This window comes from Marinitoga sp. 38H-ov, from assembly GCF_011057715.1.
Lineage (GTDB): Bacteria > Thermotogota > Thermotogae > Petrotogales > Petrotogaceae > Marinitoga.
Map to the genome: position 1 here is coordinate 74,629 of NZ_LNGH01000011.1, position 16,288 is coordinate 90,916.

The window sequence follows — 16,288 nt, forward strand, 5'->3', positions numbered from 1 at the left end:
GGGGGTAATATTATGAAGAAATTAGGTGTTTTTTTGTTGTTAATTGTTTTGAGTTTTAATATTTTTGCTGCAAAGACTGTTGTTGTTGGCTCTAAAATGTTTACAGAAGGCTATGTTATAGCTAACATGATTTCACAACTCTTAAAAAATGCAGGTTTTAAAGTAGAGGAAAAATTTGGTTTAACTTCATTTCCATTAAGGGCGGCTATAGAAAACGGCCAGGTTGATATTTATTCTGAATATACAGGAACAGCATGGGCTGCATATTTTAAACAAACAAAAAATATATACGATCCATATGAATTATTTAATGAAGTAGCGAAATTAGATTATGAAAAAAACAAAATTGTTTGGATAAACATGATTCCATTTAATGATACTTATGCAATGGCTGTTAAAAACGAGTTTGCAGAAAAAAGTAATCTTAGAACTCTTTCGGATTTAGCAAAATTTGTAAATGATGGCAATAAGGTTATATTTGGGGTTAATCCAGAATTTTATGAAAGAGCAGATGGATTTTTTGCAATGGCAAAGGCTTATGGAATGAATATTCCTAAAAACTATGTGAAAACTATGGAAGCTGGTTTGACATATGAAGCTGTATCTTCAGGAAAAATTGATGTAGCTATGGTATATTCTACTGATGCAAAACTTTTAAAATATAATTTAACAGTTTTAAACGATGATAAAAGTTTTTTCCCATTATACAATCCTGCAGTATTAGTTAGAGAAGAAGTGTTAAATAAATATCCAGAAATAAAAGAAATTTTAAAACCTTTAACTCTTTATTTAAATGAAAATATAATAATTAGATTAAATTATTTAGTTGATGTTATGGGAATGGAGCCAGAAATTGTTGCAAAAAATTATTTAAAAGGATTAGGACTAATTAAATAATGGAGGTAATTTCGTGCAAGAAATAATTGAATTATTAGGTTGGATTAATGTTTTTTTATTAGTGTTTAATTTATCATTATTTGCTACTAGAAGAATATATAAAAATTTAGATAAAAAATCTAAAATCTCAAAATACATAGTTTTAATAATGAGAATATTAAAGAAATATCATAAATTATCTGGTATATTATTAATATTAACTGGTATTATTCATGGTTATTTAGCTTTAAATGGTAATCTATATTTGCATACCGGTATGATATTATGGTTAAGCATTGTTTTAATGTTTTCAATTTATTTGTTAGGTAAAATGGAAATATTTAAAAAATTATGGGTTAAATGGCATAGATATTTAGGATTTTTATTGATAATCCTTTTATTGATTCATTTAATTAATCCATGGTTATTATAGGGGGGATTTTATGAAAAAAATTTTAGTATTGATTAGTGTATTTATTTTGGGATTAGTGGTATATGGTGAATATGTAAATATTTTAGATGTAAAATTTGATGATTTAGGAACAAAATATAAAATAATTCCGTATAAAGAGTTAATGAGAAATAATGGAGATAACGGTTTTGATTCATGGATATCTGTAAATGGTATTATATACGATGTAACTTATTCAAAGTCATGGAAAAATGGAGAGCATAAAAAGGGTATTGTTGCTGGTAAAGAGTTAACATATGAAATAATAGAAAATTCTCCTCATGGATTAAATAAATTAGATAATATAGAATATATAGGAATTTTAGGCTTTACTTTAAATGATCTTAAGAATTCTAATGAAAATAAATCTTATATTGCAGTAAATGGTATTGTATATGATGTAACTCATTCAAAAGCTTGGGAAAATGGAGAACATAAAAAGGGTATTGTTGCTGGTAAAGAGTTAACATATGAGATAATAGAATTATCTCCTCATGGGTTAAAAAAATTAGATAACGTTTATCCAGTAGGTATATTAATAATTACACCCAAAGATTTAAAAATGTTCAACGGGAAAGATGGCAAAAAATCATATGTTGCAGTAAACGAGATTGTATATGATATGAGTTATTCGAAAGCATGGAAAAATGGAGAACATAAAAATGGGATTATTTCTGGTAAAGAATTAACTTATGAAATAACAGAATTATCTCCTCACGGATTAGGAAAATTAAGTAATGTATATAAGATCGGATATTTTGCAATGGACGAAAAAGAATTATCAAAGTATAATGGGAAAAATGACAATAAATCATATGTAGCGGTAAATGGTATTATATATGATGTAACTTATTCAAAGGCTTGGAAGAATGGAAAGCATAAAAATGGTATTGTTGCTGGTAAAGAATTAACTTATGAAATAACAGAATTATCACCACATGGATTGGGAAAATTAAGTAATGTATACAAAATAGGATTTCTATTAAAATAAGAGGAATGGAGGTATATATGAAAAAATACACATTAATAACAGGAGCATCCGGTGGAATAGGATTAGAATTAGCAAGAATATTTGCAAAAAATGGGCATAATTTAGTTTTAGTTGCAAGAAGTTTTGATAAATTACAAAAGATAAAGGAAGATTTGGAAAATAAATACAATATAAAAGTAGAAGCAATAAAAAAAGATTTATCTATTTCTAATTCCCCAAAAGAATTATATAATGAAATTAAAGAAAAGAAAATTTTTGTAAATATCTTAGTAAATAATGCAGGATATGCGACTTTTGGCAAATTTTATAATCTAAACATAGAAAAAGAATTAAACATGATTCAGTTAAATGTTGTTACATTAGTTCATTTAACTAAATTATTCTTAGACGATATGATAAAAAATAATGAGGGTAAAATTTTAAATGTTGCATCAACAGCTGCTTTTCAACCTGGACCTTTAATGGCTAATTATTATGCTTCAAAAGCATATGTATTAAGTTTTAGTGAAGCTTTAAATGAGGAATTAAAGGATATGAATATTTCTGTTAGTGCATTATGCCCAGGTGCAACTTCTACAGATTTTGTAAAAAGGGCAAACATGGAAAAATCAAGATTATTCCACACATTAAAACCTATGAGAGCTGATAAAGTAGCCGAGATTGCATATTATGGTTTAATGAAGAAAAAACAAGTTATTATTCCTGGATTTAGGAATAAAATTTTAGCCTTTTCAATTAGGTTTACTCCAAGAAAAATAGTTCCTAAAATGGTAATGAATATTCAAAAAGAATTGAATTAAATATTGACAAAATATAAAAAATATAATATAATTACTCTGTAAGGAGGGATTTCAATGGATGCAGTTGAATTGGTAATTAGAGTTCTATCTGAATCAAATGAGCCATTAAAAGCTGGCGAAATTGCTGAAAAAGCTGGTATTGATAAAAAATTAGTTGATAAGGCTATTAAAGAATTAAAAAAAGAGGAGAAAATTGAATCTCCAAAAAGATGTTACTACACTATAAAGAAATAATAATAGACTGAAACCATATGGTTTCAGTCTATTTTTTTTTGAGGAGGGATAATATGAAAATTGGTGTTATAGGTTTTGGTGCTGCTGCTGTAGGCTTTTTAAAAGAAATTGATTCTTCGAATGATGTCGTAGTTTTTGAAATGAACAAAGACATTTTTTCCTCATCTATAAGTGGAATTAGAGCAGATGGGAAATTGTTTGTATCATCAGAAATGGGAGGAGACTTAGAAGAAATATTATTTGATAAACAATTGCAAAAAGATATTGTTGATTATTATTCAAAGTTATCTGAAACAGAACCAGAAATAGGATCAAGAGAAAATGTTAATGAATTAGAAAAACAATTTTTTATAAACGGGTTTAAATTAGTTGAATCAGAATTTTTTCATATAGGTACAGATAAACTAAAAGTTTTTTTAAAAAACGCCCATAAAGAATTTGTTGATAAAGGTATAGAATTTAGATTTAATTCATTCGTAAAAGATATTGAAATAAATGATAGAATAAAAATAATATATTTAAATAGAGAAACAAGAGAAGAATTTGAAGAGTTTTTTGATAAAGTATATGTTGCAGTTGGAAGAAGTGGTTTTAAATTAATAGATACATTATCCAAAAAATATCCGGATATTATTTTATCTAATACAAAAGTAGATTTAGGAGTTAGGTTTGAATTACCTGATATTGTTGTAAAAGAATTAAATGAAGCACTATATGAATTTAAAGTAAAATTTAAATCTTCAAATGGGCAAATAGTTAGAACATTTTGCAATAATCCTTCTGGATATGTAGTTACAGAAAAATATTCAGATTTTATAACAGTAAATGGTCACGCTATACATGATCAAAAATCAACAAATACTAATTTTGCAATTTTAGTAACTCATTCATTTACTAAACCATTCAATGATCCTAATGGATATGGATCATATATAGCTAAACTATCAAATATTTTAGCGGGTGGAGATAAAGTTATTTTACAAACATATGGTGATTTTAAAAAAGGAAAAAGAACTAAAAAATTATGGAAGGTATTTCCTACTCTTAATCAAGAAGAATATGTTTTAGGAGATTTAAATTTAGTATTTCCAAGTAAAACTTCACAATCATTAGTAGAATTTATAGACAATTTAAATAAAATAATCCCTGGAATTGCAGATGATGAAAATTTATTATATGGTGTAGAAGTTAAGTTTTATGGGAAAAAAATAGATAATGAATTATTTAAAAATTTAAAGTTTATTGGAGATTGTTCGGGTCATACTAGAAGTATTGTCCACGCAACAGCGCATGGAATATTAGAAGCTAGAAAATTAATTTAATAATTAAAATTAATAAAAACAAAATTTAATACTTATATTATATAATTATTTAACAAAATTATAATACTATTATGTGAGGTTATATTATGGATGAATGTGTTTTAGTTGCAGATATATTTAAAGCTTTAGCTAATCCTACCAGATTGAGAATATTAAAAATTTTATGTGATAAAAAACGCAATGTTCTTGAAATTGCTGATGAAATTGGGCTAACACAATCTAGTGTTTCACAACATTTAAAAATTTTAGAGAGTTCTGGTATTATATTAAAAACAAAAGATGGGAATATAGTTAATTGCGAAATAAAACATGAAGCTATTACTAAACTTTTGGATGATGCTAAAAGAATTATTCACATGGAATTAAATGAAGCAAGCAAAATGATAAATAAGTAAAAATTTATGTTATAATATTATTATGATTTTAATAGAAAAAAATATTATCAGTAATAATGACTTAAAAAAGATAAAATTTGAATATAATTTCTTAGACAAAGCAGATTTAAATTCTGCTGATGTTATTATTTCAAGAGAAAAAAAATATGATATTTATACAATATTAGTTGTTGATAAACTTAATGATGAAATTTTAAAAGCTGAAGATTTTATATTAAATCCAATTAATATCGAGGAATTAAATTATAAAATTATGCTTGGTATAAATAGGATAAAAAAAATTGAAAAATTAAATGATTTGCTATTAATAGATTATCTTACTAAGGTATATAATAGGAGAGCTATAACGGATATTTTAAAAAAAGAAATTGAAAGAGCAAAAAGAGAAAATTTTTCATTTGCATTATCAATGATTGATTTTGATAATTTTAAAAAAGTAAATGATCTATACGGTCATGATTCTGGTGATGCTGTATTAAGAGAAATATCTAAATTACTTTCTTCTAATATTAGATATTATGATAATATAGGTAGATTAGGCGGTGAAGAATTTCTTGTTATTATTTCACATGTAAATAAAAATGAAGCTATTACTGTTGCTGAAAGATTAAGGAAAAAGGTAGAAGATTATATAATTAAAATAAATGGTTATAATATTAAAATTACTATAAGCCAGGGAATTTCAATATTTGAAGATAATAAAAATTTAGATCAGATGATAAAAGAAGCTGATATAGCATTATACAAAGCTAAAAGCAGTGGAAAAAATAAAGTAATTATATATGAATACCCCCCCTATAACTGATATGCCCCACGAAAGTGGTACAATTAAAAAAAGCACAAAATAATGGATTTATCCAACATGGTTCCAGTACTCTACTGGGGCCATATTATTTAATCTTGATTGAAACCTCTCATTATTATAGAAATTTATGTAATCTTCTATAATATCAATATATTTGTTTTTTGTTCTTGAATATAAACATTTCAAATGACCAAAGAAACTTTCAATTGGTGCATTGTCAATAGAAATTTTGACATACTTTGAATTATCTCATGATCTTTTAATAAATTTATAACATATAGATGAGTATATTAAAAGCCTCTATCAGTATGAAAAATAGCATTTTTTCATTTGATTCTAACCATTTTTTCAAAGTGTTTACGCATCATATCATTTGTAACACTTAAACTTACTATTTCATTATTATATAAATCTTGTATTACAGATAAGAATAATTTTCCATCTTTTGCTTTTATTTCTGTTATATCTGAAACAAATTTTGTTCTTGGTTCTTTGGTTTTAAAATTCCTTTTAAGAATATTATTCTTAATTTCAATATTGTTATAACTTATTATTCTTTGTTTATTTGTTTTTCTTATTTTAGCTTTTAATCATTATTCTATACACTCTTTTATGATTGATTATTTTTTGCGAATATATGTCTTCTAGATACATATCTTCCTTTAAATTTAAAATATACTTCAATCTCTTAATTCTGTATCTCTTTTTATTCCTCTTATGTATCTATAATAACTATTCCTCGATATCCCTGCTATTTTACATAATAATGTTATTGGATAGTTCTCTTTTAATCTATTATTCTTATTTTTTTTAGGGTCATTTTCTATTTCTTCATAATCTCAAATATGCATTTTCTGCTTTTAATCTCATCATTTCTTCCTCTATACTTTCTTTTTTAGGTCTTCCTCGCTTTTTGCTTGGTGTTCCTTCTATTTTTGCATTTTTTATTCTCTTGTCTTATCTATTGAGTACATTTTTGCTATTGTTTGGTACGGTAATTTTTCAATTACTACTTCTTCTTTAAACTCTTCCGAATACTTTCTAAACTTCTGTCCTTTCTTTGCCATTAAAAAACACCCCCTACTTTTATTTTATCACTTTCGGGGGTGTTTTTTTATTGTTTCATTTTTTGGGGTCAGATCAAACAAGGGGTTGTTTTTATTTTACTAAAGCATTCATTCCTGATTCAATAGCTTTTAAATTAATATCTAATAAATTTGCTTTAGAACCTTTTAATGATTTTTCTAAAGCTTTTTTTACAGAATCAAAAGAAACAGCATTTGTTGCTTTTAAATAAGCTCCTAACATAACCATATTTTGAACTTTTACATTACCTAATTCATCAGCAATTTCATTTGCAGGTATTTTATATACTTGGATATCGTTTCTTTCAGGGTCTCTATCAATAACGGATGAATTTAATAATAAAATACCATTTTCAGGTAATAATTTTTCAAATTTATACATAGAAGGTATGTTAAAAGCTATAACTTCTGTAGGTTGGTCAACAACTGGAGAAGCTATATATTCTTCTGATATAACAACAGTACAATTTGCTGTACCTCCACGCATTTCAGGACCATATGAAGGTAACCAAGTAGTATATAAGTTTTCATTCATTGCAGCTAAAGATAATATTTTTCCAAATAACATTACACCTTGTCCGCCAAAACCAGCTGCTATAAATGCATGATGTTTCATTTTTCATCACCCACCTTGTCAACATAAACACCTAAAGGAAATTCAGGAACTAAATTTTCTTCCAACCATTTATTTGCTTCTACAGGAGGAACTCCCCAATTAGTTGGACATGTTGATAATACTTCAACCATTCCAAAACCTTTTCCTTCAATTTGAGCTAAAAATGCCTTTTTAATTAATTTTTTTGTTTTCAATACGTCTTGCGGTTTATTTACTTTTGTTCTTGCTAAGAATGCTACACCTGGTAAATTAGACAATATTTCAGCCATATGTAATGGATATCCTTCATTTTCAGCACTTCTTCCATATGGAGAAGTTGTTGTTTTCATCCCTAACAATGTAGTTGGAGCCATTTGACCACCTGTCATACCGTAAATAGCATTGTTAATAAATATTGTTGTAATTTTTTCTCCTCTATTAGCAGCATGAATAATTTCTGCAGTTCCTATTGCAGCTAAATCACCGTCTCCTTGATATGTAAATACAACATTTTCTGGCATTGCTCTTTTCATTCCAGTAGCTACAGCTGGAGCTCTACCATGTGGAGCGACTGTTCCATCTACATCAAAAAATTCATATGCAAAAACTGAACAACCTACTGGAGCAACCATTAATGTTTTTTCTCTTATTCCTAATTCATCTATTACTTCAGCAATTAATCTATGCACTATCCCGTGATGACATCCTGGACAATATGTGAATTCTTTTCCACTTAATGCTTCAGGACCTTTTAATTTTATTTTATAAGACATAATTTTCCTCCTTTCTTATATCAATTCCATTAATTTTGCTAATACTTCATTTGGAGTAGGAACAACTCCACCAGTTCTTCCATAAAATTCTACAGGTTTCTTACCATTTACTGCTAGCTTAACATCTTCAACCATTTGTCCCATACTCATTTCTACTGTAAAGAATAATTTTGCTTGATCAGCTAATTTAGAAATTATTTCATATGGGAAAGGCCATAAAGTTATAGGTCTTAATAAACCAGCTTTTACTCCTTTTTCTCTTGCCATATTAACAATAGTTTTAGCAATTCTTCCCATTGTACCATAAGCTACTATGATAATATCAGCATCTTCTGTTTTGTATTCTTCCCACATTTGTTCTTTTTCTATTATTTTCTTATATTTTTCTTGGTATCTTAAATTCATTTGTTCTAATACATGTTCATTAATATCAAATGAAGTAATTTTATGTGGTTCTCTGCCTTTTGCACCTTGCATAGCCCATGAGCTATGATCTGGTAATGTATTTAAATCTCTATATTCTGGAAATTCAACAGGTTCCATCATTTGTCCTAATAACCCATCTGCTAAAATTAATACAGGATTTCTATATTCATCAGCTACATCAAAAGCTTTTTCTGTTAATTCAACAGCTTCTTGTAAGGACTCAGGACCATATACAACTAATCTATAATCACCATGTCCTCCACCTTTAGTAGCTTGGAAATAATCACTTTGTGCAGGTTGAATATCTCCTAAACCAGGTCCGCCTCTAACAACGTTAACAAAAACAACTGGTAATTCAGCACCTGCTATATATGAAACACCTTCTTGCATTAAACTATATCCTGGAGAAGATGTTGAAGTCATAACTCTATGTCCTGTTGATGCAGCACCATACAACATATTAACTGCAGCAACTTCACTTTCTGCTTGTAAAAATACTCCATCTACTTGAGGCATTCTTCTTGACATATATTCAGTTAATTCACTTTGAGGAGTAATAGGGTATCCAAAATATAATCTACATCCAGCCCTTATGGCGGCTTCACCAATTGCTTCTGTACCTTTTACCATTACTTTTTCAGCCATTAATATCCCTCCTTAAGCTTTTGCTTTTTCTAATGTATAAACTGTTATACAAACATCGGGACACATTTGATAACAAAATCCACAACCTATACATTTTTCTGGATTTAAAACAGCTGAAGGATGATACCCTTTAGCGTTAAATCCTTCTGAAAAACCCAATGTTCCTGTTGGACATGCATCTATACAAAGACCACATCCCTTACATCTTTCTTGATCAATTTCAACCTTGTTTTTATATTCCATCGTATCCCTCCTTTTTACAGTTGATATACTTTATCTAAATACCTATTTAAAATAAATTTAGGATATTTTGTTTTAATTTCTTTTAAGTAATCTGGAACAGCTGTAAAAGCAATAGGAATTCCCGTTTTTTCTGACACTTTTCCTAAAATTTCTTCCCCATTTAATATAATTTCCTCTGTTGTTTCATTTTGTAGATTTGAATTTGAAATTAAAAAATCTACTTTTCTTCTAGCTTTTGCACCTAATCTCTCAATATAATATATAATATCTTCTACAGTGTTCATAAAAGGTCTTTTTGTATTAACAACAAAATATGTTGCTGTTTTTGTTTGATCTAAAAAATTTTTTAAAGAACCTACTACAGTTGAACCATCTTCATTTCCACCAGCATCAATTATAGTTTGATATTCTGGGTTAACTATGTATCCACCGACTGCAGGAGGAATTATAGGTAAATCAGCATGCATAAATTGTTTTGGTGGAGTAATAACTTTAATTCCCTTATTTTCTAATAAATTAATTTCATCCCTTGTTCTAAAATAAGGACTTATAACATCAATATCTGCAATAGCTACGTTGTCATATTGTTCTTTCAAATAAACAGCTGAATTTAATGCTATTTCTGTTTTACCTGAACCAAACATACCAATAATAATATGACATTTATAATCAGTATTAAGCATTATTTACCTCCTCAGGAGGATATTTCTTCACTTTTTCTTCTCCTCTTAGAGCTCTAAGAGCAGCTTCTGCTAGCGCTTTCTCTTCATCTCCGCCAGGGACAACATATATTGGAGCTATAAATTGTGTGTGTTCTGTAAGCCATCTAACCATATAATCTTTATCATATGCTAATCCACCTGTTAATACAATACCATCCACTTGGAAATTTAGAGCTGCTGCCATTTTTCCAATCCATTTAGAAATTTGTAAAGCCATTGCTTTATATATCAATGTTGCATATTCATCACCAGATTCAACTCTTTTTTGTACTTCTAAAGCATCATTTGTATTTAAATATGCAACTAATCCACCATTACCTTTAATTCTTTTTTTCATTTCATCATATGAAATGTTTCCAGAATAAGCTAAATCTATAATTTGTGTCATTGGTAATGTTCCAGACCTTTCAGGGGTAAAAGGGCCGTCGCCATCTAATGCATTATTAACATCTACAACTTTACCTCTTCTATGGGCTCCTATTGATATTCCGCCCCCCATATGAACAACTATTAGATTAACTTCATCATATTTTTTACCAATCTTTTCAGCGATTGTTCTTGCTACAGCTTTTTGGTTTAGTGCATGAAAAATTGATTTTCTCTCAAAGTCAGGATGACCCGAAAATCTTGCAATTTCATCTAATTCATCTACAACTACTGGATCTGCAATATATGATGGAATATTTACTTCTTTTGCTAATTCATTGGCAATTAACGCACCTAAATTTGATGCATGCTCTCCATATTTTCCTTGTCTCAATTCTTCTTTCATTAATTCATTTATTTCGTATATTCCACCTGGAATAGGTCTTAACAATCCGCCTCTTCCTATAATTGCAGAAAAACTTGAAATAGAATAGCCAGATTTTTCTAAAAATTCTTTAATTACAGTTTTTCTAAACTCATATTGTTCAGCGATATGTTTAAATGGCGATAACTCTTCTGTTGTATGTCTAACTGTTTCTTTAGAAATTAAATTATTATCTTCATATATAGCCAACTTTGTAGATGTTGAACCAGGATTGATAACTAATATTCTATACATAATTTCCCTCCTATGCCAAGAGTACAGATAAAGCAATAGACAATAATTTTGTTTCATCTGAATCTGCTCTTGATGTTAATACAACTGGTTTTTTACCACCTAAAATAGTACTTGAAACTTTTGCACCAGATAAAAATACCATTGACTTATAAAAAATATTTCCAGCTTCTATATCAGGCATTATAACTATATCAGCATCTCCAGCTACTTCACTAACAATTCCTTTTTGTTCTGCAGCCTCTTTAGATATAGCATTATCCATTGCAAAAGGACCATCAACAATGCATCCTTTAATTTGACCGCGCCTATTCATTTGAGAAATTATTGCAGCATCAATAGTTGCAGGCATTTTTTGATTAACTTTTTCTAATGCACCAACTATTGCAACTTTAGGAATTTCTATTTCTAAAGCATTAGCTACTTTTACCGCATTATTAATAGAATCAACTTTTTGTTCTAATGTAGGTGCAATTACCATCCCAGCATCTGTAACAATTAATAATTTATGGTATTTTTCAATATCAAATACGCTAACTAAATTAATTGTACTTTTTGTTCTTAAGCCATACTCTTCTTTTAAATAAACTGATAATAATTCACCAGTTGTAATATGCCCTTTCATTGGTAAATCTGTTTTCCCAGAAGATACATCTTCTATTGTTTTAATTACTGATTCTTTATCTGAAACACAATGAACAATTTCCATTTTTGATAAATCAATATTATTTTCATTAGCGATATTTTTTATTTTATTTTCATTACCATATAATACTACATTACAAATACCTTCATTTACAGCTTTTTCAACTGCTTTTAAAACTACTTCATCTTCAGCTGCAGCAACACCTACAGTTCTTTTTACTTCAAGATTTCTTGCTAAATCCAATATTTTATTTATTCTCATATTTTCACCCCAACTTCCACTCTTTGAGTTTTTCCTCATTATTAAGAACTCTTATTGCACCTTCAGCTAAAGCTTCCATTTCAAATGAACCAGGATATAACATAATTAATGCTATCTTAGAAACTCTTTGTTTAATCACATCTACAAATTCTTTATTTCTCGCCATACCACCAGTTATTATTATTGCATCTACTTTTCCTTTCAATATAGCCGCCATACCACCAATTTCTTTGGCAATTTGATACGCCATAGCTTCGACTACTTTTTTAGCAAATACATCATTTTCTGCTTTTTTCATAGCTTCTCTTAAGTCATTTGTTCCTAAATAAGCAACTAATCCACCTTTCCCTATGTATCGCTTTTTTAACTCTCTTTTTTCATATTTCCCAGAAAAGGCAACCTTTGCTAAATCTCCAACAGGTAATTCACCTGTTCTTTCTGGACTAAATGGCCCTTCATCATTTGCATTATTTACATCTATCATTTTACCTTTTTCTTGAGCACCAATTGATATTCCACCACCAAGATGAGCTATTATAAAATTGCACTCTTCATATTTTTTATTTAATTCTTTTGAAGCTCTTCTTGCAACACTTTTCATATTTAATGCATGAAATAAACTTTTTCTTTCAATTTCTGGAATTCCTGAAATTCTAGATTCTGTAATGAATTCATCAACCGAAACTGGATCAGTTATAAAAACTGGAATTTTATTTTGAGATAATTCCCAGCCAATAACAGCAGCTAAATTAGATGCATGTTCTATCTTTGTTTTATTTTTCAAATAATCAACCATTTCTTCATTAACTTTATAAGTTCCACTTTCCAAAGGAGGCAAGATACCTCCTCTACATGCAATTGCATCAAAATCTGTCATTTTAAATCCATATTTTTCTATAAAATTAACAACTTCATTTTTTCTTAAATCTATTTGATCCATTAATTTATTATATTTATCTAATTCTTCTATTGAATGTGTTAATTCTTCAGATACCGCTAATTTATTATTTTCAAAAATAGCTATTTTTGTGGAAGTTGATCCTGGATTAATCACTAAAATTCGATACATAATTTCACCTCGCTAGAGATTATTTTGTTTTTAACATAATTCCTTTTCTTTTAGCATATTCTTCTATAGTTTCTCTTAATCTCCTTGTTCCTTCTTCTAATTCTTCAAATGAAGGAAGACAGAAAGAAACTCTCATTGTATTTCTATCTGGATTATCTACATAAAATGTTTCACCTGGAATATAAATAATTTTTTTCTCTTTTGCTATTTCAAACATTTCCATTGTATCAAAACCTTCGGGCAATGTTATCCAAGAGAATAATCCGCCTTCAGGTTTTACCCAGTCAATACCTTCTATATCCCCTAAATACTTATCTAAAGCTTCCATAAATTTGTCTTTCTTTTGTTTGTATATTTCAATAGTAGGCTTAATTTCTTCAAATAAATCATATTTTTCAATAAATCTAGCAGCTATTCTTTGAGTTAAAGCAGCTGAACACAAATCCATTCCTTGTTTAGCTAAAACCATTTTTCTAATTAATTCTTTGTTTCCAACTATAACTCCAATTCTTAATCCAGGTGAAAGAACCTTACTAAATGTATTTAACATAACAACTCTTTCTCCATTGTTCAATTTAAAAATACTTGGTTGTTTTTCCCCTTCAAACCTTAATGCACCATATGGATCATCTTCAATAATTATAAAATCATATTTTTCGGCTAATTCTATTAATCTTTTCCTTTTCTCTAATGATAAGGAAACACCTGCAGGATTGTGGAAATTACTTACAGTATATACAAATTTAAATTTATCTATTTTTCCTTCTTTTTCAAGTTTTTTTAATTCTTCTTCTAATACATCAATATTCATACCATCTTTTTCTAAAGGAATACTAATATAATTTGGATTTCTTTGATTAAATGCACTACCTGCACCTAAATAAATAGGTTTACTTACAGCACAATAACTATCTTCATCTAGAAAAACAGTTCCTATAATATACAAAGCTTGCTGAGAACCTGTAGTAATCATTAGGTTTTGTTCTGTTAATCCTGTAATTCCTTCATGTTTCTCTAATAATTTAATATATTGTTTTAGTAATTCAGGATCTCCTTCTGTAGAACCATATTGTAAAGCTATTTTGTATTCATTTGTTATCACTTCATTAGAAATATCAGCTATTTTTTTTATTGGGAAAGTTTCAGGATCTGGTATACCACCGCCAAAAGATATAATACCTTCTTGAGTAGCTGTTTTTAACAATTCCCTAATGATATTCGATTTGATTCTTTGTACTGTAACCGAGTATTTTTTTTCAAAAGACATTTTTCACACCTCCAAGTAATAATTTTTTATCAATTTTATTTTACACTTTTTAATTTTTTTTTACAAAGTTGATTAGAGCTGTATATATCTAGTTATATACAATTATGAATAATTATATACTGTGTGAAAAAAATTTCACGAAATTTTTTTCAATAAATTGATTAGTAATTAAAAAAATTATATAGTATAATATAATCGACATAAAAAAATAAAAGGAGGATTAGAAATGTGGGATAATTTAAAGTTAATTGACCCTGAGATTCATGAAATCGTTATGAAAGAATTAAAAAGACAAGAGTATGGATTGGAATTAATTGCTTCTGAAAATTTTGCATCGTTAGCTGTAATGGAAGCAATGGGAAGTGTATTAACAAATAAATACGCAGAAGGTTATCCTAAAAAAAGATATTATGGGGGTTGTGAATTTGTAGATGAAGCAGAAACTTTAGCTAGAAACAGAGCAAAAGAATTATTTAATGCTAAATATGCTAATGTTCAACCTCATTCAGGTTCTCAAGCAAATATGGGTGTTTATTTAGCATTAATGAAAACTGGAGATACATTAATGGGAATGTCATTAAGTCATGGTGGACACTTAACTCACGGAGCTTCAGTAAACTTTTCTGGAACAATTTTTAATGTTGTGCAATATGGCGTTAACGAAGAAACAGAAGTTATAGACTATGATGAAGTAGAAAAATTAGCTTTAGAACATAAACCAAAGGTTATAGTAGCTGGTGGTAGTGCTTATGCAAGAATAATAGACTTTAAAAGATTTAGAGAGATAGCTGATAAAGTTGGAGCTTATTTAGTGGTTGATATGTCACACTTTGCTGGATTAGTAGCAGCAGGATTATATCCTAACCCATTAGAATATGCGCATGTTGTAACTACAACAACTCATAAAACATTAAGAGGTCCTAGAGGCGGAATGATATTAACTAATGATAAAGAATTATACAAATTAATAAATAAATCTATTTTCCCTGGTATTCAAGGCGGACCATTAATGCATGTTATTGCAGCAAAGGCTGTAGCCTTTAAAGAAGCTTTATCTCCAGAATTTAAAGAATATCAAAAACAAGTAATAAAAAATGCAAAAAAATTAGCAGCTGAAATGGAAAAATTAGGTTTTAGAATCGTTTCTGGAGGAACAGATTCACATTTATTCCTAGTAGATTTAAACGAAAAAGGCGTTACAGGTAAAGCTGCTGAAAAAGCTTTAGAAGAAGCAGGCATTACTGTAAACAAAAACACTATTCCTAAAGAAACAAGATCCCCATTTGTAACTAGCGGTATAAGAATTGGTACTCCGGCAGTTACAACAAGAGGTATGAAAGAAGAAGAAATGGTTATTATAGCACAATTGATTAATGAGATAATAACAAACATAAAAGATGAAGAAGGAAACTTAGATGAAGAATTTAAAATAAATATGAAAAATAAAATAAAAGATCTTTGCGAAAAATTCCCATTATATAAAGGTAAATTATTATAATAAGCCCTTCGGGGCTTTTATATTTAATATAAAAAAAGGAGCTAAAAAGCTCCGAATAAATTTATTTTAAGGAGGATAGGGGTATAATAATACTATCATTATTTTGTTAAAACAATGTCAATTTATTATTCAAAAATATGTA

Annotated in this window: 20 protein-coding genes; 9 read left to right on the forward strand and 11 right to left on the reverse strand. The window is 28.2% G+C overall.

The genetic code is table 11. The annotated features are described in order from the left end of the window. Positions 1-12: 12 nt before the first annotated feature. The 8 genes from AS160_RS04100 to AS160_RS04140 all read left to right on the forward strand — a co-directional run bounded on the left by AS160_RS04100 (position 13) and on the right by AS160_RS04140 (position 5,874). Positions 13-897, forward strand: coding sequence for a glycine betaine ABC transporter substrate-binding protein (locus AS160_RS04100; protein WP_165145278.1), 885 nt, complete (start codon positions 13-15; stop codon positions 895-897). A 13-nt stretch (positions 898-910) separates the two neighbouring features. Then, the gene (locus AS160_RS04105; protein WP_206528079.1) at positions 911-1,309 is read left to right on the forward strand and encodes a hypothetical protein; all 399 of its coding nucleotides are present in this window, start codon (positions 911-913) and stop codon (positions 1,307-1,309) included. Positions 1,310-1,319: 10 nt separating this feature from the next. Continuing rightward, positions 1,320-2,318: a cytochrome b5 domain-containing protein gene (locus AS160_RS11240; RefSeq protein WP_206528080.1), complete on the forward strand. Its 999-nt coding sequence runs from the start codon at positions 1,320-1,322 to the stop codon at positions 2,316-2,318. A gap of 17 nt (positions 2,319-2,335) precedes the next feature. Beyond that, positions 2,336-3,118: an SDR family oxidoreductase gene (locus AS160_RS04120; RefSeq protein WP_165145281.1), complete on the forward strand. Its 783-nt coding sequence runs from the start codon at positions 2,336-2,338 to the stop codon at positions 3,116-3,118. 54 nt (positions 3,119-3,172) lie between these two features. Continuing rightward, the gene (locus tag AS160_RS04125; RefSeq protein ID WP_165145284.1) at positions 3,173-3,352 is read left to right on the forward strand and encodes an HTH domain-containing protein; all 180 of its coding nucleotides are present in this window, start codon (positions 3,173-3,175) and stop codon (positions 3,350-3,352) included. 53 nt (positions 3,353-3,405) lie between these two features. Continuing rightward, complete coding sequence (locus AS160_RS04130; RefSeq protein WP_165145287.1) at positions 3,406-4,674, forward strand: FAD-dependent protein; 1,269 nt, start codon at positions 3,406-3,408, stop codon at positions 4,672-4,674. Positions 4,675-4,760: 86 nt separating this feature from the next. After that, positions 4,761-5,069 (forward strand): metalloregulator ArsR/SmtB family transcription factor, encoded by a 309-nt coding sequence (locus AS160_RS04135; protein WP_165145290.1) that lies wholly within the window; start codon positions 4,761-4,763, stop codon positions 5,067-5,069. 22 nt (positions 5,070-5,091) lie between these two features. Continuing rightward, on the forward strand, positions 5,092-5,874 hold the full coding sequence (locus AS160_RS04140; protein ID WP_165145293.1) for a GGDEF domain-containing protein: 783 nt from the start codon (positions 5,092-5,094) through the stop codon (positions 5,872-5,874). 48 nt (positions 5,875-5,922) lie between these two features. On the opposite strand, the gene AS160_RS11585 is transcribed toward AS160_RS04140, so the two are convergent. From AS160_RS11585 to AS160_RS04190, 11 genes are all read right to left on the reverse strand, one after another. Then, a complete protein-coding gene (locus AS160_RS11585; RefSeq protein ID WP_206528081.1) occupies positions 5,923-6,060 on the reverse strand; it encodes an IS3 family transposase in 138 nt (45 codons plus the stop codon). Positions 6,061-6,818: 758 nt separating this feature from the next. Next, entirely contained in the window at positions 6,819-6,941 is a 123-nt protein-coding gene (locus AS160_RS11465) for a hypothetical protein (protein WP_277601275.1), read from the reverse strand. A 91-nt stretch (positions 6,942-7,032) separates the two neighbouring features. Continuing rightward, positions 7,033-7,575: a 2-oxoacid:acceptor oxidoreductase family protein gene (locus tag AS160_RS04150; protein WP_165145297.1), complete on the reverse strand. Its 543-nt coding sequence runs from the start codon at positions 7,573-7,575 to the stop codon at positions 7,033-7,035. Next, complete coding sequence (locus AS160_RS04155; RefSeq protein WP_165145300.1) at positions 7,572-8,327, reverse strand: thiamine pyrophosphate-dependent enzyme; 756 nt, start codon at positions 8,325-8,327, stop codon at positions 7,572-7,574. Before AS160_RS04155 ends, AS160_RS04150 begins: the two co-directional genes overlap by 4 nt. Before the next feature lie 15 nt (positions 8,328-8,342). Continuing rightward, entirely contained in the window at positions 8,343-9,398 is a 1,056-nt protein-coding gene (locus tag AS160_RS04160) for a 3-methyl-2-oxobutanoate dehydrogenase subunit VorB (RefSeq protein WP_165145303.1), read from the reverse strand. Positions 9,399-9,410: 12 nt separating this feature from the next. Beyond that, positions 9,411-9,641 (reverse strand): ferredoxin family protein, encoded by a 231-nt coding sequence (locus tag AS160_RS04165; RefSeq protein ID WP_165145306.1) that lies wholly within the window; start codon positions 9,639-9,641, stop codon positions 9,411-9,413. Between the two features lie 14 nt (positions 9,642-9,655). Continuing rightward, positions 9,656-10,324 carry a cobalamin biosynthesis protein CobQ gene (locus tag AS160_RS04170; RefSeq protein ID WP_165145309.1) on the reverse strand — a complete coding sequence of 223 codons (669 nt, stop codon included), beginning with the start codon at positions 10,322-10,324 and terminating at the stop codon, positions 9,656-9,658. Beyond that, positions 10,317-11,408, reverse strand: coding sequence for a butyrate kinase (gene buk / locus AS160_RS04175; protein ID WP_165145312.1), 1,092 nt, complete (start codon positions 11,406-11,408; stop codon positions 10,317-10,319). The genes AS160_RS04170 and buk (AS160_RS04175) overlap by 8 nt, the downstream gene beginning before the upstream one ends. Positions 11,409-11,418: 10 nt before the next feature. Then, the gene (locus AS160_RS04180) at positions 11,419-12,312 is read right to left on the reverse strand and encodes a bifunctional enoyl-CoA hydratase/phosphate acetyltransferase (protein WP_165145315.1); all 894 of its coding nucleotides are present in this window, start codon (positions 12,310-12,312) and stop codon (positions 11,419-11,421) included. A gap of 4 nt (positions 12,313-12,316) precedes the next feature. Continuing rightward, positions 12,317-13,381: a butyrate kinase gene (buk, locus tag AS160_RS04185; protein ID WP_165145318.1), complete on the reverse strand. Its 1,065-nt coding sequence runs from the start codon at positions 13,379-13,381 to the stop codon at positions 12,317-12,319. 19 nt (positions 13,382-13,400) lie between these two features. Then, positions 13,401-14,648, reverse strand: coding sequence for a PLP-dependent aminotransferase family protein (locus tag AS160_RS04190; RefSeq protein WP_165145321.1), 1,248 nt, complete (start codon positions 14,646-14,648; stop codon positions 13,401-13,403). Positions 14,649-14,874: 226 nt separating this feature from the next. Between AS160_RS04190 and glyA the strand changes: the two genes are divergently transcribed. Continuing rightward, positions 14,875-16,146, forward strand: a complete 1,272-nt coding sequence (gene glyA / locus AS160_RS04195) for a serine hydroxymethyltransferase (protein WP_165145324.1) — start codon at positions 14,875-14,877, stop codon at positions 16,144-16,146. Positions 16,147-16,288: the final 142 nt, after the last annotated feature.